The organism is Streptomyces sp. RKAG337 (genome assembly GCF_023701715.1).
Classification (GTDB): Bacteria; Actinomycetota; Actinomycetes; order Streptomycetales; family Streptomycetaceae; genus Actinacidiphila.
The window spans coordinates 5,976,582-5,999,410 of sequence record NZ_JAJOZA010000001.1; the positions used below are offsets into that span (position 1 = coordinate 5,976,582).

The following is a 22,829-nucleotide window of genomic DNA, read 5'->3' on the forward strand; positions in this document are numbered from 1 at the left end:
GGTGCGCGATGATCGGGGCATGAGCAACCTCGATGTGAAGCCCGCACCGACCGTGTGCGGCGGCCGCGACGACGTCTCGGCCGAGCCCGCCCGCGAGCTCCTCACCGCCCGCACCGTCACCCTCGGCGAGAGCACCCAGGTGCGGCGCCTCCTGCCGAACCTGGGCCGCCGGATGGTCGGCGCCTGGTGCTTCGTCGACCACTACGGCCCCGATGACATCGCGCGCGAGTCCGGGATGCAGGTCCCGCCGCACCCGCACATGGGCCTGCAGACGGTGAGCTGGCTGCACGACGGCGAGGTGCTGCACCGCGACAGCCTCGGCAGCCTGCAGACCGTACGCCCCCGCGAGCTGGGGCTGATGACCTCCGGCCGGGCCATCTCGCACTCCGAGGAATCGCCGCGCGACCACCCCCGGCTCCTGCACGGCGCCCAGCTCTGGGTCGCCCTCCCGGAGGCCCACCGGAACACTGCGCCGGCCTTCGAGCACCACGCCGACCTGCCGGTCGTCACCGGAGGCGGCGGTCTGCACGCCACCGTCATCATGGGCGAACTGGACGGCGCCGTCTCACCCGGCACCACCCACACCCCGCTCGTCGGCGCCGACCTCGCCCTGGCAGCGGGCACCGACACCCGCCTGCCGCTCCACCCCGACTTCGAGTACGCGGCCCTGACGATGTCCGGCGAGGCCGAGGTCGACGGCGTACGCCTCGCCCCCGGCTCGATGCTCTACCTCGGCTGCGGCCGCCGCGACCTCGCGATCCGCGCCGACGTGGACAGCGGCCTGATGCTGCTGGGCGGCGAGCCCTTCGACGAGAAGATCGTCATGTGGTGGAACTTCGTCGGACGGTCCAACGACGACATCGCACAGGCCCGTTCGGACTGGATGAACGGCGCCCGCTTCGGGGATGTGAGGGGCTACGACGGAGCCCCGCTGCCCGCTCCGGAGCTTCCGGCGACGCCGCTCAAGCCACGCGGGCGCGCCCGCTAGACGGCCTTTCGGTCGTCCAGCGGGCGGGCCGGCCGTGCGGCGGTGACTGTCAGGCGGTGGGGCGGGGCACGATGTGGCCCGCCACTTCGCCGAAGCCGATGCGGGTTCCGTTCGGGCCCGGTGCGGTGGCGGTGATGACGACCTCGTCGCCGTCGTCGAGGAACGTGCGCTCGCTGCCGTCCGCCAGTTTCAGCGGCTCCTGGCCGTTCCACGTCAGCTCGATGAGCGCGCCGCGCGTCTCGCGCTCGGGACCGCTGATGGTGCCGGAGGCGAAGAGGTCGCCGGTCCGCAGGGACGCGCCGTTGGCGGTCAGGTGCGCGAGCATCTGCGCGAACGTCCAGTACATGGCGGCGAACGGCGGGCGCGAGACGACATGGCCGTTGAGCCGGACCTCGAAGGCGATGTCGAAGCCGGACGGCTCGGCCGCGGCGTCCCGGTCGTCGAGGTACGGGAGCGGCTCGACGTCGCGCTCCGGCGGGGTGGTGCGGGCCTGCGCGAGGGCGTCCAGCGGGACGATCCACGGCGAGACCGACGTGGCGAAGGACTTGCCGAGGAACGGGCCCAGCGGCACGTACTCCCACGCCTGGAGGTCGCGGGCGGACCAGTCGTTGACCAGGCAGACGCCGAAGACGTGCTCGGCGGCGTCGGCCAGCGCGACCGGGCTGCCCAGCTCGGACGGCGTGCCGACGACGAAGCCCAGCTCCGCCTCGATGTCCAGGCGGCGGGACGGGCCGAAGTCCGGAACCGGGTCGGCCGGGGCCTTGCGCTGCCCGGACGGGCGGGTGATCGGCGTGCCGGAGACGACGATCGTGCCGGAACGGCCGTGGTAGCCGATCGGCAGGTGCTTCCAGTTGGGCGTCAGCGGCTCGGAGCCGGGCCGGAAGATCCGGCCGAGGTTCGTCGCGTGGTGCTCGGACGCGTAGAAGTCGACGTAGTCGGCCACCTCGAACGGCAGGTGGAGGGTGACGTCGGCGCACGGCACCAGGCACGGCTCGACGGCCGCACGGAGGGCCCCGTCCGTCAGCCACCGGGTGATCGCGGCGCGCACCGCGGTCCAGACCGGCCGGCCGGCGGCCAGCAGCGGGTTCAGCGAGGGCGCGTCGAGCGTGGCGAATCCGGGTTCGGCGAGGGCACCGACGCTGCGGGCCGCCGCGCCCGCGTCGAGAACGTGGTCACCGATGGCGACACCGATCCGGCGCTGATCCGGCCGGTCGGCGGTGGTGAAGACGCCGTACGGCAGGTTGTGTACGCCGAACGGAGAGTCGTCCGGGACGGTGAGCGGGCTGCTGGCGCTCAACTGGCCTCCAGGGAGAGAACGAACGTGCCGAGACTATCTCCCGTCTCCAGGGCTCCCGTCTCAAGGGCCGGACGCGGGCCGGACGCGGGTCCGACGGGGGCCATGCACCCGCACCATGGCGACGGTACGTGCCGGTCCGGACACCGACGGTAGATCCAGGGGGCGCCGACGGCCTCGAGTTTGGTGGTGCTACACGTGCGTACGTAGAGTTCCGCCTGACTCGGGTGGACTCGGGGCGGAACAGACAATCCAGAAGGCAGTAACGGCATGACAGCGAGTGAGCAGACGGAAACCCGGCGCGACGATTCGACGGGCATCGACCCGGCGCGCCTGGAGCTCTGCCTGAGCGTGCTCGCGGAGCTCGACGAGCTCGACGTCGACCACCCCGACGCCATCGCCGTACGGCGCGCCACCGCCGGCATCTACCGCACGGTGAAGCAGCGCCGCCGCCAGGAACGCCGCGCCTCGAAGACGGCGAACGACAAGGCCGTCACCGAGGCCACGGCCACCGGCGCGGCCGACCGCATCGACGACGAGACGCTGGGCAACATGCTCACGACATCCGTGACGCAGGAGATCGCCGGCATCCTGGAGCGCCCCCGCTCCTGCTACGTCTGCAAGACCCGTTACGTCGAGGTCGACGCGTTCTACCACCAGCTCTGCCCGCCCTGCGCGAAGGAGAACCGCAGCCGCCGCGACGCGCGCACGGACCTCACCGGACGCCGCGCCCTGCTCACCGGCGGCCGCGCGAAGATCGGCATGTACATCGCGCTGCGCCTGCTGCGCGACGGCGCGCACACCACCATCACCACCCGCTTCCCGAACGACGCGGTCCGCCGCTTCAAGGCGATGCCCGACAGCCCGGAGTGGCTGCACCGGCTGAAGATCGTCGGCATCGACCTGCGCGACCCCGCCCAGGTGATCGCGCTCGCCGACGAGGTCGCCGCCGAGGGCCCGCTCGACATCCTGATCAACAACGCCGCGCAGACCGTCCGCCGCAGCCCCCGCGCCTACGCGGAGCTCGTCGCCGCGGAACTCGCCCCGCTGCCGGCCGGCGAACTGCCCTCGCGCACCGTCCTGGGCCACTTCGGCAGCGGCGCGCAGATCGCGCTGCCCGGCCCGTCGTCGTCCGGCCACGACGCCCTGACGCCCGAGTCGATCACCGCCCTGGCCCTGACCACCGGCTCCGCGACCCCGGCCCGTATCGAGGCCGGCACCGCCATCGACGCCGGCGGCCTCGTACCGGACCTGGACGCCACCAACACCTGGATCCAGCGCGTCGAGGAGGTCGACCCGCTCGAACTCCTCGAAGTCCAGCTCTGCAACGTCACCGCGCCGTTCGTCCTCGTCAGCCGACTGCGCCCGGCGATGGCCGCGGCCACCGCGCGCCGCAAGTACGTCGTCAACGTCTCGGCGATGGAAGGCCAGTTCAGCCGCGGCTACAAGGGCCCGGGCCACCCGCACACCAACATGGCCAAGGCCGCGCTGAACATGCTCACCCGCACCAGCGCCCAGGAGATGCTGGAGACGGACGGCATCCTCATGACCGCCGTCGACACCGGCTGGATCACCGACGAGCGCCCCCACCCCGACAAGATGCGCCTCGCCGAAGAGGGCTTCCACGCCCCCCTCGACCTCGTCGACGGCGCCGCCCGCGTCTACGACCCCATCGTCCGCGGCGAACTCGGCGAAGACCTCTACGGCTGCTTCCTCAAGGACTACGCCCCGGCCGCCTGGTAACCCCGGCTCGCCTGGCCGTTCGCCCGCGCCAGGGTGCGCGCGCCGGTTCGAGCAGATCCATGACGGAGCGGGCCGCCCACCTCCGGAACGGCGTCCGGCCCGCGGTCACGCGCGACGTCGATCTCGACGCCCACCTGCTCGAAGTCGGCCCGGGTCCGGGCGCGGCGACCGACTCACGTTCACCGCCCACCGCCCGCCGCCCGCCGCCCGCCGTCCGGCGGAGGCGTAGCTCCGCTGTTCCGCGGGGCGTTGGGCGGGGACTCGTTGTCGGAGGGTGCGCGTAGGGTGACGCCAAGTGGTCGATGAGGCACATCGGCCACGCCAGGGGAGGCTCGTCGTGCATGCCGAGGAAGTCACGTTCAGCAAGCTGGTGGCCGGGGAGAAGCAGTTCCAGGTGCCTCTCTACCAGCGCACATACAGCTGGACGGACAAGGAGTTGAAGCAGCTGTGGGACGACGTCACGGAGCTGGTCGGCCAGGCCATGGCCGAAGTGAGGACGCCGTCCCACTTCCTCGGCTCCGTCGTCCTCGCACCGGGCCAGATGAGCGCCGGAGGCGTATCGCGCTGGCTGGTCGTGGACGGGCAACAGCGGCTCACGACCCTGATGGTGGCGTTCACCGCGCTGCGCGACCACATTCGCGAAACCGGCGGTCGGGACATCGCCATGCTCGCGGAGAAGATCCACGAGCAGTATCTGGTCAACAAGTTCCTTGACGGCAACGACCACTACCGGCTGTTGCCGACCCAGGCGGACCGCGGCGCCTTCATCGCGTGCGTCGCGGGCAGCCCGCGCGCCGGGGGCGGGGACAACATCGGGCATGCCTACCGGTTCTTCCGGGGCGTGCTCGCGCGGGGTCAGGAGGAGGGCGGAGACACCTGGGCGAGAGTGGTCGTCACCGTCTTGGGCGGGCTGCTCTCCATCGTCGAGATCACCGCGGAGCCCGGGGACAACGTCTACCGGATCTTCAAGTCGATCAACAACACGGGTGTCCAGCTGCAGCAGAGCGACCTGCTGCGGAACCACCTCTTCATGCTGCTGCCCCGCCAGGGTGAGCAGGTGTACCAGGAGCTGTGGCTGCCCATGCAGCAGAGCCTCGGCCCGAAGAACCTGGAACTGCTCTTCTGGCTGGACCTTGTGCTGCGTGGGGTGTCCAAACCGAAGGTCAGTGAGATCTACGAAGCCCAGCAGCAGCGTCTGAAGCCGGTGGAAGGTGATGAGGACGCGCTCAGGGCGGAGATCGCGGACCTCGTCCGGCTGTCGGAGCGCCTGCTGCGCGTCCTGCGTCCGGAGCGGGAGCAGCACCCGGCTCTGCGCGAGGTGTTGTCGCGGCTCGCGGACTGGGGCAACCAGACGTACTACCCGGTGGCGTTGCAGGTGCTCGATCTGGTGGATGCCGGCCGGCTCGACGCGGAGGCCGCCGTCGAATCCCTGACGTACGTGGAGAGCTTTCTCGTCAGGCGTCTCATCTGTCAGATCTCTCCGAGCAGTCTCAACCGGATCTTCGTCGAAGCCCCCAAGGAACTGGAGAAGTCGCATCTGCCGGTACCCGAGGCGATCCGGCACTACCTGTCGGGCCGCCGCCGCTACTGGCCCACGGACGCTGAACTCTCCACCGCCGTAAGGACCAAGCCGTTCTACTGGGCGGGAAAGTCCCACCAGCGCCACTACGTGCTTCGCCGGCTGGAGGAGAGCTACGACTCCGCCGAGCCGGTCGACTTCGCCAAGGCCGCGCTCACCGTCGAACACGTCCTTCCGCAGCATCCGGCCGAGGAGTGGTTCGAGCTGCTCGCGAAGGAGACCGAGGTCGGCCAGACCCCGCAGGACCTGCGTGACCTGCTGGTGCACACCCTCGGCAATCTGACCCTCACCGGTGAGAACTCGAAGCTGTCGAACCACCCCTTCCAGCGCAAGCAACAGATCCTGGACGGCAGCGCCCTGCGCATGAACCGTGAGATCGCCGGCGCATCCGGCTGGGGGAAGGCCGAGATCCTGGTCCGCGCGGACGCGCTCTCCGAGCGGGCCGTCCAACTGTGGCCCGGACCCGAGGACGGTGCTCCCGGCGCCGACGACGAATGGCCCGGCTGGGCCGAACTGCGGGCCGCCCTTCTCGCGATGCCGGCCGGCACGTGGACCACCTACGGGGCGATCGCCGAACTCATCGGCAGCCACCCCGTCGCCGTGGGGACCTTCCTCGCGGCCAAGGGCGTGCACGGCGACTACCGGGTGCTCAATGCCGACGGTCGTGTCTCGGCCGCCTATGAGCCCGCTGACCGCTCACCGCGAGAACTGCTCGAAGCGGAAGGAGTCGGCTTCGACGAGGCGGGCCGCGCCCACCGGTCGTCGCGCCTCGTCGCGGAGGAACTGGCCGAGCTGCTCGGAAAGGAACTCCGAGCGCACGACGACGTCACGACCCCTTCCCCGGCAGCGGACACGACCGACCGGGCCACCCGCTTCGGCGAACTACTCTCCACCAACCAAGCGCCGGCCACGCACGAGAGCCTCCGCAGCGTGCTCCGCTTCTGGCAACAGCAGGATCCCGCTTGCCATCTGGACTACGGAAGGGGCGCCGAGACCAGCTGCTTCCCCCTCCTCGACGTCGGAACCTCACCACGCTCCCGAACGCTGCGGCCGCTCGGCCTCTACCCGGTGACCGGCGTGGCCGAGGTCCCCTTCGGACACCTCAAGGAGCGGGCACCCTTCGACGACGCGGCGCTGCGCCGTGAACTCCTGCTGCGGTTCAACCGGATCGACGGCGTCGATCTGGCCGAGGCGAAGCTGGAGCTCTATCCCACCTTCCCGCTGGATGTCTTCGCCTCTCACCCGGACGAGATCTGTGCCGTCCTCGAGTGGTTCGTTCACACCACTGCCCTGCACGCCGGCGAACGTGATGCGGGATAAGTCGTCCGGACAGCCCTGAGCCGGTGAATCATGTGACGGAACCGGAGCGGGTGGATCACGAGGGGCGCCATGGGTGGGGTCGGGTTGGAGCGGAAGGCGGTGCCTGCCGGCAAGGGAGCCAGGGAGGTGCTTCTGAGGGCTGACGCCCTCATGGCAGCCGCCAGGGGCGTGATCGCCGATCACGATCAGGCCCGCGCCGCGGTCCGGAGCGCCCTGGACCCGTTGAAGGACGAGCTGATCCGTCGTGAGCTGGACGGCATTCCGGTCTCCCGGCTCAAGGACGTGACCGAGGGCCGGCTGCGGCTGACCGCCCTGGAGCAGGCCGGGTACTCCACGGTCCGGCAGGTGTTGGACGCCCGGCAGTACGCGCTCCAGCAGCTTCCCGGCATCGGTGTGCAGAGCGCGGTTCAGGCGATAGCCGCCGCGCGGCAGATCGCGGAGGCGGTCGCGGAGCATGTCACCGTCCGTATCGATCCCGACGCGAGTGCCGATCCTCGTACGACGGGGCTGGTCACGGCACTGAACCAGCTGGTGAACGCCGGGCCGGACATTCCCCGGGCCGTCGCGGCAGCCGGTCGGATCGACGGTGAACTCGCCCCGCTGATGGCCGGCGCCCGGCCGGCCCGGGGGCGGTTGCGCATGCTGTTCGCCGGACGGACGGGCCGCAAGGAGGCACAGGACGCGGTCCAGGCGATCGACGCCCTTCTCGTCGCGTGCACGGACGACGCCACGCCGCTGCTGCTCGCCCAGGCCTCCACGGATCTGCTGCGCCCACCGGTTCCGGCCGACGAGGCGTGGATCGACTTCCAGGTCCGCTCACCCGACTACTACAGCCTGCTCGCCGAGATCGCCGGGCTGGCGCCGGACGCGGACGCGGCCGAGGGGTTCCTGCCGACCGACATCTCCGGCCGGGTGCGGGCCCAGCGGCTGGACGACACCCACCGCCGGGTCTCGCTGCGCGGCTACCAGGACTTCGGGGCCCGATTCGCTCTCACCCAGCGCCGGGTGGTTCTCGGCGACGAGATGGGGCTCGGGAAGACCATCCAGGCCATCGCCGCACTCGCCCATCTCAAGGCGGAGGGGCAGACGCACTTTCTCGTGGTCTGCCCGGCCAGCGTCCTGATCAACTGGACGCGGGAGATCGAATCCCGCAGCACGCTGGACGCGTACCGGGTGCACGGCCCCTACCGCGAAGCCGCTCTGGACGAATGGGTCCGGTGCGGTGATGTCGCCGTCACCACGTTCGACGGCCTGAACACCCTGGTGGTCCCTGAGGAGACCGCGGTCGGCATGCTCGTGGTCGACGAAGCGCACTACGTCAAGAACCCGGCGGCCCGCCGTTCCCGATCCGTCGCCCGCTGGACGGCCCGTGCCGGCCACGTCCTGTTCCTCACCGGCACGCCGATGGAGAACCGGGTCGAGGAGTTCCGCAACCTGGTCCACTACCTCCAGCCCGATCTCGTGCCCCACGTCCGCAACAGCGACGCCGTCGCCGGCTCTGAGGTGTTCCGCCGCGCCGTCGCCCCCGCCTACCTCCGGCGCAATCAGCTGGACGTGCTGACCGAACTCCCCGAGCTCATCCAGGTCGACGAGTGGGAGGAGTTCACCGCCGCCGACCTCACCGCGTACCGCTCGGCCGTGACCGCCGGAAACTTCATGGCCATGCGGCGGGCCGCCTACGCCGACCCCGCGAAGTCCGCGAAGCTCCAGCGCCTGCTGGAACTCGTCAGGGAGGCCAGGGAGAACAACGCGAAGGTCGTCGTCTTCTCCTACTTCCGCGATGTCCTGATCGCCGTGCGGGAAGCCCTCGGCGACACGGCCCTAGGCCCCATCACCGGCAGCGTGGCCGTCACCGCACGCCAGCAACTCGTCGACGACTTCACGGCCACCCCCGGCCACGCCGTGCTGCTCAGCCAGATCCAGGCGGGCGGAGTCGGTCTGAACATGCAGGCCGCGTCCGTCGTCATCCTCTGCGAACCCCAGGTCAAACCCACCATGGAGTCCCAGGCCATCGGCCGGGCCCACCGGATGGGCCAGGTCCGCCGGGTACAGGTCCACCGCCTCCTGACGGCCGACAGCATCGACCAGCGCATGCTCGAGATCCTAGACGGCAAGAAGCGCCTCTTCGACGCCTACGCCCGCCGCAGCGACACCGCGGAGTCCACCCCCGAAGCCGTCGACATCTCCGAACAGTCCCTGGCCCGCCAGATCGTGGCGGAGGAACAACTCCGCCTCGCCACCTCCGCCACGGGGGACGACACCTCGTGAACCGACCCCGGTGGCACGACCCGTCGCTGTCAACGCCCGCCTGAGGGCTGTTCGTCGTACAACTGCCAGGCGGGCACCCGTTCGGCGTCGAGCAGTCCGCGGCGCCGCAGCATCAGCCGTAGATGCCGTGCTTCGTCAGCGTCTTCGTCCGGGCCCCGGTCCAGAAGGACGGCGGTGGTGCCACCGTCCGTCCGGACGATCGCATCAGCGGGGTGGCCGTTGACGGCGACGCCGAGTTGCACCGTTGCCCCTGGGCGACCCGACTGCGCCTTGTACAGGCGCTTGAGCAGCTCGTCCGGTTCAGCGGCGCCCAAGCCGCTGTCCGTGGCGTTGGCAGCGTGCACCAGTGCGGCTCCCACGCCGCCCCGGCGCTGCCACAGCTTGGCGTCGCCGACGACGATGAGGTGCGATCGAGCCCTCGTGATGGCGACGTTCCAGAGGTTCAGTTGCCGGTCGACCCAGCTGATCGCCCCTGGGCTCATGCCGTCTCCCGCTACGAGGGAGAAGACCATGACGTCACGCTCGCCGCCCTGGAACGTGTGCACCGTGCCCGTGCGCACCCGCTCGCCGTACGGGCGCAGCCGCCGCTTCAGGGCCTCCTCCTGAGCCTTGAAAGGTGTGATCACCCCGATCGTGGCCCCGGTGTCGTCGGGGAGCTGCTCCAGCAGATGCCGGACGCTGGCCTCCACCTTGTCGATCTCGTCGTGGTTGACCCAGGAACTGCCGGAGGGCGGGCGTACGGCGCGCCCGCTGACCGGCGCCCAGATGACCGCGCGGCGGCCGAGGGCGGGCCGGGCACGGATGTCGGTGAGCACGGTCAACCGGCCGTCGTAGAAGAGGCGGTTGGAGACGTCGGCGATGTCCGGGTGGCAGCGGAAGTGCTCGTCCAGGAGGAGGCTGCCGCCCGCCGCGCGTTCCGCCGCGTGGAAGGCGGAGTGGCGCCGATGGGCGAGGCGGTGCTTCTCCAGCCAGTCGGAGCGCAGCCCGGCCGCGCGCCGGATCACCGCTTCCCGGTCGGGGTCGATCGTGGTGATGTGGGTGAGCTGCATGGGGTCGCCGATGACCAGCGCCCGGCGGGCCCGGAACAGCAGGGGCAGGACGTGCGGGATCGCGCACTGGCTGGCCTCGTCGACGACGACCAGGTCGAACAGAGCCGGATCCGGCGGGAACCGCCGTGCCGAGAGGCTGGTGACGGCCCAGCCCCGCGCCGCGGGCAGGGCATTTCGTACCGCGGCCCAGTCGCTGCCACCGGCGTCACGGGCGGTCAGGAGCCCGGCGATGCGCTGATGTCCCGCTCGTCCGGCGCCCTGCACGGCGCTGTCGAGCAGTGCCGCGGATGAGGTGCGGACGGCGGACTCCGCCAGATCGAGAGCAGCTGTGAGGCCCGCGTCGTCCATCCCGGTCGCAGCCCGCTCGCGTTCGGTCCGCCAGGTCCTCTCAGCACGGGTGAAGTCGGCGAGCGCGGTGCAGGCGTCCATGGTGGTGCCGTCGAACGCCGCGATGCCGAAACGGCCCAGCAGCCTCCTGCGACGCCATTCGCCGAAAAGGCGCGCGGTGGCCCTCCGCGTCGCCCTCTGCTCCAGGGCTCCCGGGTCCCGCACCGCTGCCAGGAGCCCAAGCAGCGCGGAGACGGGCAGGTGGAGCCTTGCGGCGTGCTGCTCGCGGTCCTCGCCCGCCTCGCGCAACACCCGCTCGGTGTGCGCCGAGCGGGCGAGCTGTTGTCGGACGGCGTCGAGCCGGTCGTTCGCCACGTCGACGTCCATCCCCGCGGTGGTGATGTTCACCGCGGGAGCGGGGGAGACCATCAGCTGACGTAGCGTCGTCGCCTCGGCCTCCGCGTAGTCCGGGTCGCCGCCCGCGGGACCGGTGCGCACGACGCTCCCCGGCGACAGCTGCTCGCAGCGACGCCACACCTCGTCAACGGCCTGGTTGTTGGTGGAGGCCACCAGCACGCTCTGGCCGGCCGCCACAGCGGTGGCGACGAGATTGGCCACCAACTGGCTCTTGCCGGTGCCGGGCGGCCCGGTGGCCACCGTGAGGCGGCGCGTCATGGCCGAACGCAGCACTGCGGACTGGGCTTCGTTGGACGGCAGCGGCGTCACGAGCCGTACGGAACCGGGGTCCCGTACGGAACCGGGGTCCCGTTCGGTGGGAGAGCCGGCCGGTCCCGCGCGTTCTGCGGGGTCGGGGGAGAGTGCGGCGAGCGCCGTCGCCCTGATCTGCGCGCTCTTCCGGGAGATGTTCTCGAAATCCGCGAGAAGCTTCTTGGTGATCTTGCTGTCGCGGGGTACCAGGAAGAGGACCGCGGCATTGCGGGCACCATTGCCCGGGGTACGGATGTCGATCCGGTCGGCGAGCTGGTCCGGCCGGGGCTCCTGGACACAGGGCAGTTCGTACTCCTGGCTCAGCAACTGGCGTACCTCGACCGCCATCCGGTCGTGCTGCCCGGCGTGCCAGGTCTGCTGGTAGGTGTCGACAAGGTCGGCCGCCTGCTCCACCCCCAGCCAGTCGCGGGCCAGCCTGGGGTGCGGCAGCACGGGTCCGTACGGCTTGAGGCGGACCTCGCCGGCCTCCTGGACCGCCTCGACGCGGCGTACCAGGAGCGGAGCGAATTTCGGCGTCCGCCAGGTCCGCCCGTCACGCAGGCCGTTGAGGACCACTGCCGGGTAGCCCGCCCAGAGTTCCGCGTCCTGCTCGGCCGCCGCGTCGACCAGCGCGGCCGCCTCAGGGGGCACGGCGGTGCAGTCGTCGTCGTCCAGATCGCCGGAGAGGAACCGCTCGGTTCCGGTCAGGCAGACGTACGAGGTTCCCTCGTCCCGGACCGGCATGAGCGGGGTCTCCGTCGTGTCCGCCAGGACACACTCCCGGTAGTAGCTCAGGAGGCTGTCCCATGTGGGCCGGGTACCGGCGGTGCGGGTGGGCGCCGCCGGCGTGCCGGGCTCGGCGGGCGGCCGCCGCGTCAGCGGCACCAGCAACGGTGCGCTTCCCAGCGGGCAGGAGGCAAGGATCATGCGGTCGTCGACACCGTGCGCGGACTTGACGGGTATCTGCTGCGAGCCCTTGGCCCGCATCCGCCCGTTCACGTAGTGGAACAGGTCGTCCACCGACACCTCGCCGGTCCCGTCCTTGCCGACCTTGCCGGTACGCAGTGCTTCGACGACTTCTGCCGTGAACACGGAGGGCTCGACGCCGGCGTCGGTCTCGGCACCGCTGAACGAGTCCTCGCCCGCCCGTGACGAGGAGAGCACATACACGCCCCGACTGGTCAGGGGTGCGGCCTCGCCGGATTTGGCGGCGGGAGGAGCGGGTCCGTCGACTGTGCGCAGACCCATGGCGAAGCCACCGCTCCGGCAGCAGTCGATCAGGGCGATCTTCTGCGGGGCCCAGCACCCTTCGAGTTGCTCGTTGACGAACCCGGCGCTCACCCCGGTCGCGGCAACCGCGTCGAAGTCGGTGTCGGAGGCGACGAAGTAGAACTCGCCGCGGGCCTGCACGAGCCGGGTGCCATGCCCCGAGACGTAGAGCAGGGCCAATTCGTCGGACTCGCAGCTTTCGAGGAACTCACTGATCGCGGAGCGCATGTCGTCCGCGGTGAGGTCGGTCTCCGTCTTCACCGACGCGAACGCACCGATGGTGCGGTGCTCCAGAACCTGGCGCAGTTGCCAGGTGTCGGCCCGGGTGGACGGGAGCCGTCCGAAGCGGCTGTCGTGGTAGTTCTCGTTGCCGATCAGCAGCGCCTTGCGGCGGACGAGGCGGGTCACTCCGCCTCGTTCTCCCCGTTGTTCCCTTCGTCCTCGCGGACCGTCCCCAGGAAGTCGCGGATCATCCGCTCCTGCATCTCGTCAGGACGCCCGCTGATCGTGACGGAGTTGCCCCGGTAGGTCAGTTCGACCTTCCGGTTGCGCTCCTTGGCACACCATTCCCTGACCAAGGCGATGAGGACCTGGGACGCGGGTCGGGCGGCAGCGGCGATCGAGCCCCACAACGCCACGTCGCCGGCGACCCCGCCCTTGTGGCCGTCACCGGCGGCCGGCCCGGCCTCCAGGAATCCGACGGCGGCACCGTCGGTCTTCGCGAGCTCGTCATGCAGCGCCCGCGTGAGGCGTTCCTGCCGCAAGGTGTCGCCGCCTGCCAGTACTTCGAGCCGCCAGGCCCGCTCCCCGTCAACCATCCAGAACCCCCCGTTACCGGCCCACCTACAGGTGAGCCACCTCGGCAAATGACAGAGCGTACTGCTGGATCACGGGCTGACGACAGAGAGTATTCGGCCAGGGGCCGAGGCTCGGCCGGATACCCGCAGCCTTGTCGCTGTGCTCCGCATGAAGGCGTCCGGCCGCGCGGACGAAAAAATACGGGCCAGGAAGAATCCTGACCCGCAACATGATCAAAAACGTGGTGTCCGAGGGGGGACTTGAACTCTCCACTCGGACACCAGCTTATTAGCTAGCTGACCTGGGGTTATGTGCGCCATAGGGCGCCAGATCCTCTTGCACGTTGATGGCCGTCACCTGCGGTTTCTTCCCGTTCCTGTCCGCTGTTGGTCATGCGTTGGTCACGTGACCATCCCGGTGTCCCGGCACGCAGAGACCCCGCATCGCAGTCTTAACAGCAGGGCTCGATGACGGCGTGGACTTGCACTGAGCCGCGCGGTGAGCCGGGATCGTGAAATGGCGAGACCCCGCCATCCAGGATGCTGGATAGCGGGGCCTCCCAAACGGTCAGACGATAGTTAGTGAGCTGCCTCGTATGCATCGCGCACGGTCGCGGAGACACGGCCCCGGTCGTTCACGTCATAGCCGTTGTCCTTGGCCCATGCGCGAATGTCAGCGGTGTCGTTGTTGACCGGCCCACTCTTGCGCGGGCCGCTCGCGCCCCTGGTGCGGCCGACCTTGTGACCTGCCTTGATGAACGGGGCGAGGGCGTCAAGGAGCTTGTCATAGCTGTCCGGGCCGAGGTCAATTTCATAGGCAACGCCATCGACCGCGAAAGTGTGCGTACCTGCGTCGGACGACTCTTTGCCGGTCAGGTCGTCGGTGTAAATGGTTACAATTTTCTGGGCCATTGGCGCAGATTAGCAGGCCGTGAATGGGCTGTACGTATGTGACGGATCGTGCGCGCGTGCGCACGTCCGGGCAGCACGACTGAGCCCCTGCCGAAGGCAGGGGCTCAAGGTCGAACGGGTCAGATGGTCGGGAAGTCGCCGCCCTGGACGCCCGCGACGAACGAGGCCCAGGAAGACGCAGAGAAGACCAGAGACGGGCCTTCGGGGTCCTTGGAATCGCGCACGGGAACGACACCGCCTGAGGCAACGAGGTTACCCGCGACCTCGACACAAGCGCCGCCGTTGTCGCTGTATGAGGACTTGAACCAGCGGGGGGATTCGGTCGTCACGGGGTGCCCTTTCGTAACTCTTGGATCATGGCCACGGTGGCCGCCTGAGACAGCGCCTCGGCCTGTAGTTGATGGTAGGCCGTCAGCATCGGTAGTACGAACGCGGTTTCGCGTTCAAGTTGGCCCCGCTGGGTCGACTCGGCGTAGGACATGAGCGAACGGTTCGCCAGAGTCAGTACGTAGATCGGCAGGTTGAACGGGCGGCGTTCCCCCATGCCGAACGGCGCCACCTGGAGAGCTGTGTTCGGCATCTCGGCAAACTCCACCAGTCGCGCGAACTGCGCATCCATGATCGCGCTGCCGCCGATCGGCCGTCGTAGACAGCTTTCATCGAGCACCGCGAAGACCAGCGGGAACGGCGTCCGGGCCAAGGAGGCTTGACGCCTCGCCACAAGCGCAATCCGTTCCTCTCCCTGCTCAGGAGTGATCGCACCGCGCTTTACAGCGCTCTCGGCAAGACAGGCCGCGTACTCCGGTGTCTGGAGCAGACCAGGGATCACGCCTACCTCATAGAGCCTGATCTCTGCCGCCTTCGCCTCGTGCCCCACGTACTCCGGGAACCCCTCCAGTAGTGAGGTGTGCCGTACGGCCTGGCTCTGGCGTTCGAGGCGGTCGCCAGTTCCGAGGATCTGATCAGCCTTTGCTGAGAAGCGTCGAGTTGGAGGGCGCCGACCAGTTTCTACGGCAGAAATGTGCGTCGCCGAGTAGCCCATACGTTCGCTTAGTTCGTCCTGTGTCCACCCGTGCTCGTCCCGCAACGTGCGCAGACGCTCACCGAACGCTGCCATAGGCGAGCTCTCAGGGTCTAACTCCTTGCGGTTCACCAGCGCCCACCCAACTCCCGGTTCGGATTGTGCAAGTTGAAGACTTTGGCACCCTACGCCACGCTGAATCTGCCGGTAGTGGTTCCGCTACAGAGAGGAGCGGGCGTTGCTCCGTGGCGCGCCCCTAGCTCCGCAGCAATGTGGACGGGCCGACCAAGCCGGAAGAGGCGGAAGACGTGCGAGGCGAGGTAGCCCAATGGACGCGGCAGGCAAAGCAGCGCGAGACGAAGTCAAGAGCATCGCGGAGCGCACAGCAGACGAGCTACACGACGCGTTCGCGCGGAACGGGTTCGCCTTCTCGGTCGTGGCGGAGCCGTCCATGTACGGCCGTGCCTACGTGTCCATAGAGCTGCGCGCAGATGAGGCGACTCGGTTGATCGACCGCCTTACGGAGTGGGCGCAGTGAGCCCTAGTGGGCCGGCGGGGGGCGCCAGGCACGTTGAGGTCGACAAGGTCGTGCGAGATACCGAGAGACAGCGCCTGGGGCTTGTGGAAGCCATTGAAGGGCGCGTGATCCACCTGCGTCCACTCCGGCCAGGCGATCCGTGGAAAGCCGACTTGGCCCACGTGCGGCGGCTCACGCCATACGAGGAACAGGGGCACCGCTTCGCCGTCGCCAACATGAGAGGAAGAAGCGCATGACCGGCACCCCGCCACAGTCGAACAGTGAGCCCCCGTTGCCTGGAAGGGTCCAGCCCATTGTGGTCACCCGCGAAGGCATCGTGTGGCTGCCCCCGAACGTCCCTGTGGAAATCTGCCCGCCGTGCCCCCGCTGCGTAATCCTGGCCGAGTGGTGAGGCGCTTAGGCAGGTTCACGGGCTCCCTGTTCCTCGCACTCAACATCAGCGGGCTCGCGGCGGTAATCGCGCTGCTTTGCATGAGCCAGCGCCACATATAAGCCCCCGCTCCCACCGCGCAGAACCCACAAGGTTCAGCGACGTGTTCGCGGTGGGAGCGGGCACCACCCAGGCGGCCGACGGGTCAGGGCCGTACCAAGCCCCCGCCCCGGGCGGCAGGAAGATCCACAACCCTGCCCGGGGTGGGCCACCAGCACAACCCAGCACAACCCAGCGAAGGGAGAACGCTTATGTGGGCAATCCAGCCCGGTCGATGATTTCCCCGGTTCGACTTCCGGGGACACGACAGGAGTAGAACACTGTCGGTAACGCATCCGTCACAGGAAGAGAGTCGGTCTCATGCCCAAAGCGCGCCTGCCGTATGACCCCAACTGGGACGAGGACAGCCGATATATCCCCTGGTTGGACGGACCCAACGACACATGGCACGTCTGCGACCGCATGGGGCCATACACCATGGTCAACAAGCCGGGGACGCCAGAGGGAGTATCGGACCCGCTGGTGTTCGCCGACAAAGAGGCCGCTCAACGCTGGCTCAATGCGAAGTACCGGGAGTGGGGCAACCATCCCCGGCTCAAGAAGATCCCTCTAGGGGGCAACCCGTGATCTGCAACAACTGTTCGGCAACGATGCAGAAGGAAGGCGAGTGGATGCGCTGCTACGGGTGCGGGAACTCCGTACACGTCGGCGATCAGTACATCCCCGGGTCTTCGGGACTGCCGTTCGCTCCTGTCATGACCAGTCGTCACCTGCTTTACTGACGGCCCGACTTCGGCCGTACATGGCCGGGGGTGCCAAACGAACAAAGATGCCCCCGCGATTGCGAGGGGCATCTTTGTTCGTTTGTTAGATCGTGTCAGAGCAGGGCGCGGAAGGGGTTGCTGCTGACCGCTTCCGAAACCTGTACCGGGGCCGACCGCTGAGGCCGCTGAACAGTTGCCACCGGTCGGGGGGTCTCGGGTGTGGTGGGCCGGTAGGTGTCCAGCCTCACGACCGTGGAACGGTTCGCATCGACGGTGGGTGATGTGGACTGTCGCTGAGCCCCTGGCCGGCCGAGCGGTGCGTAATCGGAACTGTCGGTCGCAATGGTGAAGACGGTTGCCGGGCGGCCGACCGCCGACCGTTCCTGGGTGACGACGATTCCGGGCAGTGCCTTGACCTCAGCGGCCGTCGCCCCGACGTAGGGGAGCACCTGGGAAGAGGTCGCCCGACCGCCGTGCAGGGCGATGCGTGCCCGGACCTTGTCCGCCAGGGTGGCGGGCTTGCGGGTCGCCTTGGGTGCCTCGCTCGTGTCCGTGATGTTCACCGCGCACTGGACGCTGTAGCGGACGAGGGAGAACGCGGCCGAGAGGCATGCATGGTCGATGGTGTCGGAGCACTCGGAGGCGGCCAAGCAGGCGGCGACGCGCAACGCTTGTTCTGCGGTGCGTTCGATGAACACGGCCTGTGCTTCGGGCAGTGACTCGGCGGTGATCCGGGAATAGCGGCGGATGATTTGCCACAGTGGCCGGGCGTCGTCAGTAAGGCTGATCACGCGAGGGCGGATAGTGGCCCAGGCGTAAGCGTCGGAGAGGTCTCCGCCATCTACCGGCGGGAGCGTGGCGCGGTCGTCATCCAGCATCGGGACGGCCCGCAGGGTGAACGGCATGATCCTGTTGTAGGACCCCCCGGACGCCTCTTGCGCTCCAATGTACCGCGTCCAGTCGGACGGCGTGATGTGCGTGTGCAGCACCAAGGAAGGGTCATCCACAGCCTGTGGATCATCTTTGGTGGTGTTGCGGAGTGGAGCCCCGTCCCATGCGGCTCTGAGCTTGGCGGTGAACGAGGGGTCACGTTTCACCCGCCGGAGCACCTCCGACCATTCTTCCTCGATCACGAGGGCGCGCACATCGCGCCCCGCTTCGGTTTCCTCGGTCGCTTCCTGCTGCTCCCACAGGTAGTTGACCAGGGAAGCGCCCGACGTGATGCCGGATGTGGTGTGCGTGTCCAGGAAACGGCCTACAGCGGGTCGCATGACGTGCTGAGCCGCCCGCAATGCGGTTCCCTTGCCGCGACCGGTTCCGGCTACCAGTGCCGACCACAGCAGGGCCGGGCGGGCGTTGCCACGGGAGGACACCCGCACGCTTTGGCCGATAGCGGCACTCCACATGCTGAGCGCTGCGACGTACACGCCGACCGGGTCGCACTCGATGTGCGGAGCAACAGCGCGGACAGTGCGGCCGATCGGGCCGTAGAGAACGGGGGCGTTCATGGGGTGTCGATCTCCCAGAAGGTGAGCTGTACGGGGTGTGGTGCGGGGTGGTGGACACCCAGCGTGTCCACCACCTGGGGTACGGCACTCAGGCCGCGACTGCTTTTCCCTCGGTCACGTCACGGTGCGTCAGGTCGTAGGCGTAGCGAACGCTCATCGGGATGCGTCCCTTGTCGGGCACGCGGTAGCCGTTGGCACGTGCCCACACCCGCACCAACCGATTCCGCTCCCGCTCACTGATCACAGCAGGCGCATCCTTCTTCACCGGTTCCGGCAACAGGTCGCCACCGCTGAACTGTCCAGCGCAGACAGCAGCCTTGAACGCGCCCGGCTTGGTGGCGTCGAAGCACGGCAGGTCACGTTCCCGCGCGTCCCGCAACTTGGTCGCGTTACGCTCCGCACCATCCCCGCAGATGATCAACACGGTCGTCTCGTCCGCGCGGCCGACCACTCCATAGCCCAAGTTCCGCACCGCTTCGCGGGCGTCGTCCCACCCGTAACCGGGGATCTCTCCACTGATCATCACGGACCGCACAGGCTCAGCGTCGCCCACAGACTCAGACTCCGTCTCGTCCTCCGCCTCAGGCTCCAACACCGCACCACTCACCGGTGCAGCCTCAGAAGTGGGTTCGTGGGCAGGGCCACCCATGGCGCTGGCCGGTACTCCCATGGCGTCACACAGGTAGCGCGAAAAGATCACGGAATGTTCGAGGCACAGGTCCCACGTGTAGCGGCCGAGATCCAACGTGTCCGTAGCGTCCACCTCGGAACCGTCACGCGCTATATGGGCGTCACAGAAGGTCTGCTCAACGGGCACAAGAACGGTCTTACGCATAGCGGCGCATTCCTTCGTTCGGGATGGGCGGGAAGTCTCAGTAAGTGGCCGGAGCATCGCTCTCACAGCCCCCGCACTCGGCGGGTTGAAACTGACTACATCCTGCCAACTCCGTATCACGGAACGGTAACTAACGTATAACTACTTGATTATGCAAATGCATATACGGGTGGGGGTAACACGCATTAGAAAGGAAAAGGGACCCACCGGGGGTGCCGTATCTCGACCGCGTTTGCCAATCAAATCCCCAAGGGCCAGCGGTTCACATCTGGCGACACGCAAAACATTGCTTAGGCTGGTGCTTGAAATCGTCATTCCAGGGCCGCACTTTCCCGGTCAGTTCCCATCCGGTGTGAACAGCGAACTCCTGGACACATTCCGAGCACTGGGGCTCATCCCAGGGGCACTCATAACCGGCCCGGTGCACTCCGTCATGCGTACCTGCCGCCCCGGCCTTGACCGTTCGTCTGCTCACTCGTCCCCCTCGAAGGCCCAGCCCAGCCGCTTCATCCCGTCAGCGGTCAACCCAAGCGATGTAGCCAACTGCCGATATTCGGTCAGGTGCTCTCGGGTGGCAGTTCCGTCCAGGATCTTGCCGTAATAAGTCAGCATGACTGCCACAGTCGGAACGTAAGACTCATCCCAACGCGCTGCCTGCGGACTGCTCCACCATTGCGACCATTGCTCCTGTTCAGCATCGGACCATTCACGAACAGATGGCAGCTCAGGAACCGGAAGCCCGTGATCATTCGGAAGAACGTCCAGCCCCTTGTATCTGGAATGTGGAGAGTTCGGGTTACGCATTTTGGGCATGGGGTTCTCCGGTTTCATTTACGCGCGGTCGATGGCCGGCGCGGGCAACTGATCGACGGACAGTGAAAAGGAACGGGCCCCCACCGTGGTAGGGGCCCGAACTAATCAACGGACTACGCGGCGGGCCAAGTCACCGCAGCCTTGACAATTCCCTTAGTGGGCTTGCTCTCATCAAAGGTATTGTCCGGCTTCTGGGTGTCCAGTTCGGGGAAGCGGACGATCTTCCCGCCGTACAGGTGCAGCGTGTCGATGTAGTCGGCCCGGTACTTCTCCGACTGTCCCTGTCGAAAGCCACTGAACTGACTGGCGTACGTAGCGAACTCAGAGTGTCCAGCCACGATATCCACCCCAAGAGGCGTGGCGGTGGTGGACAGGATCGTGAAGCCAGCAAGACGGGCGACCACACCGTTTGCGGTCACTCCGCCCTCACCGTAGGCCGCAGCGTTGGCAACGGCCGGATGCTCAATCAGGTACCGCTTCACGCGGGGTGAGACGACCGCGTAACGGCCTCCAGGGATGTCGTGGTCGTCCAGAGCCAACATCATGTCCAGGATGGCGCTGTAGAGCGCCTGAGGAGCTGTCGCGGTGGTGACGGCAATGTTGGGAAGCGCTGTTGCCCCGGCTGCGATCACCCCACCCATGAAGGTATCCGCCGCACGGGCAAGCGCCCGGATCATCTGCTGATTGATAGGGGAGTTCAAAGCGCCCGCACTCTGTAGACGCTCGGCATCTTCCACCAGCACCTGGAGATACTTGGCTTCGGTGATCTCCAACTTCTGATCAACAGTTTCCGGCCGCTGGGCCGTCATCCCGTCCGGAAGTCTGTAGTCACCTACCGAAGGGCGAGACAGCGAGTTGATATGAACCACATCGCCCCGGTCCCGAATAGTCCCCTCATACTTTTTGTTGGCAACAATCGGGGAAGCCCAGACCAAAAGCGGGTCGAACTGCGTGAGAAGTTGGGAGTCCCAAACTTCGGGAACGAAGGAATGCGTAGAAGCATTCTGATAAGGCTTGACTGTCATAGGGAAACTCCTGGGTTATCGGTTGCGGGCGTCAAGGGAGACAGTGGGATGGGAGTCTGTGTAGCCACCTTGGCGGCCCAGGCCGATCCCCTGAGGGTACTGAGGGATCTTCGCGGCCTTGAACGGTTCAAGGAGATTCCCAATGGCCTCGGCCGATGGCTGGCCGTCATCACCGACCAGCTTGGATGCGTCCAGAAAGTCAGTGAAACCGGCGGGCAGCTCCACGCCATCTTTGGCAGCCTGGAATCTCAGCTCGGCATGGGCAAGCTTCCCGGCATACTCATGTGCCACCTGGGCGCGGATAGCTTCTATCGGGTCAGGTACGGCCGGAACTCCCTCGGCCGGCATGACTGCCGGAACGTCTGGAATCTGTTCTGGGTCGCTCATGGCGACACCTCCTAACTAATGACTCGGTTCACACAGCCTGGGTGGGCTCTTCGCGCAGCAGATCCACTACGGCCTGGGCCTTGCTCCGTACCTCGGTGTCTTCCTCACTGATCAGCGACAGGAGCGGGGTGCACAGGTGGCGGGAAACGAGAACGAGCATCCGAAGAGTCGGGCAGGTCTCGCCCGACTCCCAGCGGCGGATGGTCGAAGGGGCGACAAGCATTTCGTCTGCCAGGGCCTCAACAGACAGGCCCAGGGCCGTACGACGGGCAGCGAAGAAGTGACGATCGAACATGAGAACTCCAAAGAGCGCGGATACGCGCGACAGTAGGCAAAGAAAAGGCCCCGGCCTATGAGGGGCCGGGGCCGTAAAAGAGTCCGTGAGGAACACTCTTCTAACTAAGTCCTATGTGTCCTATCGCGCACAAAAGCGCGGTCAGGAGTGAAAGTGAGACTCAGATCACCTGTAGAGCCCCCGACCACGAAGACGGGGGCACTTACTAAAAGTTACTGTCACAACCCAGCCCAGGTTATTAGGGCCATTGCGTTTCCGCAGGTCAAAGGCTTGGGTCCGGTCCTGTGGGGACCGCCTCGGGCCGGTACGGGTCCAACCAATAGCTAGGGCCGGTCCCCTTCACTTCAACCTCTCTGATCACCCTGACCGAGGCTGCGCCCATCGCACCGTGTTCACCACAACGCGCAGGGTCGTTCGGAGCATGTCCACCGCCCCGGAACTCCCACGCCAACAGCACGCAACGGGCGTTCGCCTCCGGGGCAAGCAGAGCCGCCCCCTTGAGCCGGGCTATCTGCTTGCGGATGCCGCTGGACTGAATGCCCAACCGCCGTTCCAGCTCGCCCGGTTCGAACTCGGCATGCCCGTATCTGTCGGCTCTTCCCACCGCGTAAAGCAGCAAGCGCAGTTCTGCGCCCAATTCATGGCATTGAGCGGCCTCGAAGGCCGATGACTGGCTTACACCGAACCATGGCCCCCGTCCCTCCGGGACAACCGGAATCACCGGTACGTACGCCGCATCCCATGGTGCAGTCGTCACACGGCCCCCTGCGCATCCAGCCAACGGTCAAGGTCGGTGGGGCGGCACCGGAGCGCCTGACCCACCTTGCGGAACGGGATCTGCTCCCGCCGCCAGTTCCCGTACACCCACGAGCGGGGCTTACCCAGGTAGGCGGCCACGTCGTCCACAGTCATGAGCCTGTTCAATGCTTCCCCCCAGTGGGCCGGAGGGCGGTTGCCGC

Annotated in this window: 18 protein-coding genes; 5 read left to right on the plus strand and 13 right to left on the minus strand. The window is 67.6% G+C overall.

Annotated elements, in window-relative coordinates:
• Positions 1-19: 19 nt before the first annotated feature.
• Positions 20-988 (plus strand): pirin family protein, encoded by a 969-nt coding sequence (locus LNW73_RS26515; RefSeq protein WP_250991615.1) that lies wholly within the window; start codon positions 20-22, stop codon positions 986-988.
• Positions 989-1,037: 49 nt separating this feature from the next.
• Here the strand turns inward: LNW73_RS26515 and fahA are convergent, their stop codons facing one another.
• Complete coding sequence (gene fahA, locus LNW73_RS26520) at positions 1,038-2,285, minus strand: fumarylacetoacetase (protein WP_250991616.1); 1,248 nt, start codon at positions 2,283-2,285, stop codon at positions 1,038-1,040.
• Positions 2,286-2,552: 267 nt separating this feature from the next.
• Here fahA and LNW73_RS26525 point away from each other — a divergent pair, with 267 nt between their 5' ends.
• From LNW73_RS26525 to LNW73_RS26535, 3 genes are all read left to right on the plus strand, one after another.
• Positions 2,553-4,025: an SDR family NAD(P)-dependent oxidoreductase gene (locus tag LNW73_RS26525; protein WP_250991617.1), complete on the plus strand. Its 1,473-nt coding sequence runs from the start codon at positions 2,553-2,555 to the stop codon at positions 4,023-4,025.
• 337 nt (positions 4,026-4,362) lie between these two features.
• Positions 4,363-6,924 (plus strand): GmrSD restriction endonuclease domain-containing protein, encoded by a 2,562-nt coding sequence (locus LNW73_RS26530; RefSeq protein ID WP_250991618.1) that lies wholly within the window; start codon positions 4,363-4,365, stop codon positions 6,922-6,924.
• A gap of 69 nt (positions 6,925-6,993) precedes the next feature.
• The gene (locus LNW73_RS26535; RefSeq protein ID WP_250991619.1) at positions 6,994-9,192 is read left to right on the plus strand and encodes a DEAD/DEAH box helicase; all 2,199 of its coding nucleotides are present in this window, start codon (positions 6,994-6,996) and stop codon (positions 9,190-9,192) included.
• A gap of 29 nt (positions 9,193-9,221) precedes the next feature.
• Here LNW73_RS26535 and LNW73_RS36075 read toward each other — a convergent pair whose 3' ends face one another.
• The 5 genes from LNW73_RS36075 to LNW73_RS26570 all read right to left on the minus strand — a co-directional run bounded on the left by LNW73_RS36075 (position 9,222) and on the right by LNW73_RS26570 (position 15,410).
• Positions 9,222-12,953: a caspase, EACC1-associated type gene (locus tag LNW73_RS36075; RefSeq protein ID WP_308407732.1), complete on the minus strand. Its 3,732-nt coding sequence runs from the start codon at positions 12,951-12,953 to the stop codon at positions 9,222-9,224.
• Positions 12,950-13,363 (minus strand): hypothetical protein, encoded by a 414-nt coding sequence (locus tag LNW73_RS26555; protein WP_250991620.1) that lies wholly within the window; start codon positions 13,361-13,363, stop codon positions 12,950-12,952. Before LNW73_RS26555 ends, LNW73_RS36075 begins: the two co-directional genes overlap by 4 nt.
• Before the next feature lie 558 nt (positions 13,364-13,921).
• A complete protein-coding gene (locus LNW73_RS26560; RefSeq protein ID WP_250991621.1) occupies positions 13,922-14,254 on the minus strand; it encodes a histone-like nucleoid-structuring protein Lsr2 in 333 nt (110 codons plus the stop codon).
• Between the two features lie 119 nt (positions 14,255-14,373).
• The gene (locus LNW73_RS26565) at positions 14,374-14,583 is read right to left on the minus strand and encodes a DUF397 domain-containing protein (RefSeq protein ID WP_250991622.1); all 210 of its coding nucleotides are present in this window, start codon (positions 14,581-14,583) and stop codon (positions 14,374-14,376) included.
• Positions 14,580-15,410, minus strand: coding sequence for a helix-turn-helix domain-containing protein (locus LNW73_RS26570; protein WP_250993046.1), 831 nt, complete (start codon positions 15,408-15,410; stop codon positions 14,580-14,582). Before LNW73_RS26570 ends, LNW73_RS26565 begins: the two co-directional genes overlap by 4 nt.
• Positions 15,411-16,603: 1,193 nt before the next feature.
• Here LNW73_RS26570 and LNW73_RS26575 point away from each other — a divergent pair.
• Positions 16,604-16,870, plus strand: coding sequence for a hypothetical protein (locus LNW73_RS26575; RefSeq protein WP_250991623.1), 267 nt, complete (start codon positions 16,604-16,606; stop codon positions 16,868-16,870).
• Between the two features lie 250 nt (positions 16,871-17,120).
• Here LNW73_RS26575 and LNW73_RS26580 read toward each other — a convergent pair whose 3' ends face one another.
• The 7 genes from LNW73_RS26580 to LNW73_RS26610 all read right to left on the minus strand — a co-directional run bounded on the left by LNW73_RS26580 (position 17,121) and on the right by LNW73_RS26610 (position 22,782).
• Entirely contained in the window at positions 17,121-18,515 is a 1,395-nt protein-coding gene (locus tag LNW73_RS26580) for a DUF3987 domain-containing protein (protein WP_250991624.1), read from the minus strand.
• An 88-nt stretch (positions 18,516-18,603) separates the two neighbouring features.
• Positions 18,604-19,350, minus strand: coding sequence for an Lsr2 family DNA-binding protein (locus LNW73_RS26585; RefSeq protein WP_250991625.1), 747 nt, complete (start codon positions 19,348-19,350; stop codon positions 18,604-18,606).
• A gap of 471 nt (positions 19,351-19,821) precedes the next feature.
• Entirely contained in the window at positions 19,822-20,163 is a 342-nt protein-coding gene (locus tag LNW73_RS26590; protein WP_250991626.1) for a phage terminase small subunit, read from the minus strand.
• 113 nt (positions 20,164-20,276) lie between these two features.
• Positions 20,277-21,188, minus strand: coding sequence for a phage major capsid protein (locus LNW73_RS26595; RefSeq protein WP_250991627.1), 912 nt, complete (start codon positions 21,186-21,188; stop codon positions 20,277-20,279).
• Between the two features lie 15 nt (positions 21,189-21,203).
• Entirely contained in the window at positions 21,204-21,575 is a 372-nt protein-coding gene (locus LNW73_RS26600) for a hypothetical protein (protein ID WP_250991628.1), read from the minus strand.
• A 28-nt stretch (positions 21,576-21,603) separates the two neighbouring features.
• The gene (locus LNW73_RS26605) at positions 21,604-21,870 is read right to left on the minus strand and encodes a helix-turn-helix domain-containing protein (RefSeq protein WP_250991629.1); all 267 of its coding nucleotides are present in this window, start codon (positions 21,868-21,870) and stop codon (positions 21,604-21,606) included.
• Positions 21,871-22,623: 753 nt separating this feature from the next.
• Complete coding sequence (locus tag LNW73_RS26610) at positions 22,624-22,782, minus strand: helix-turn-helix domain-containing protein (protein ID WP_250991630.1); 159 nt, start codon at positions 22,780-22,782, stop codon at positions 22,624-22,626.
• Positions 22,783-22,829: the final 47 nt, after the last annotated feature.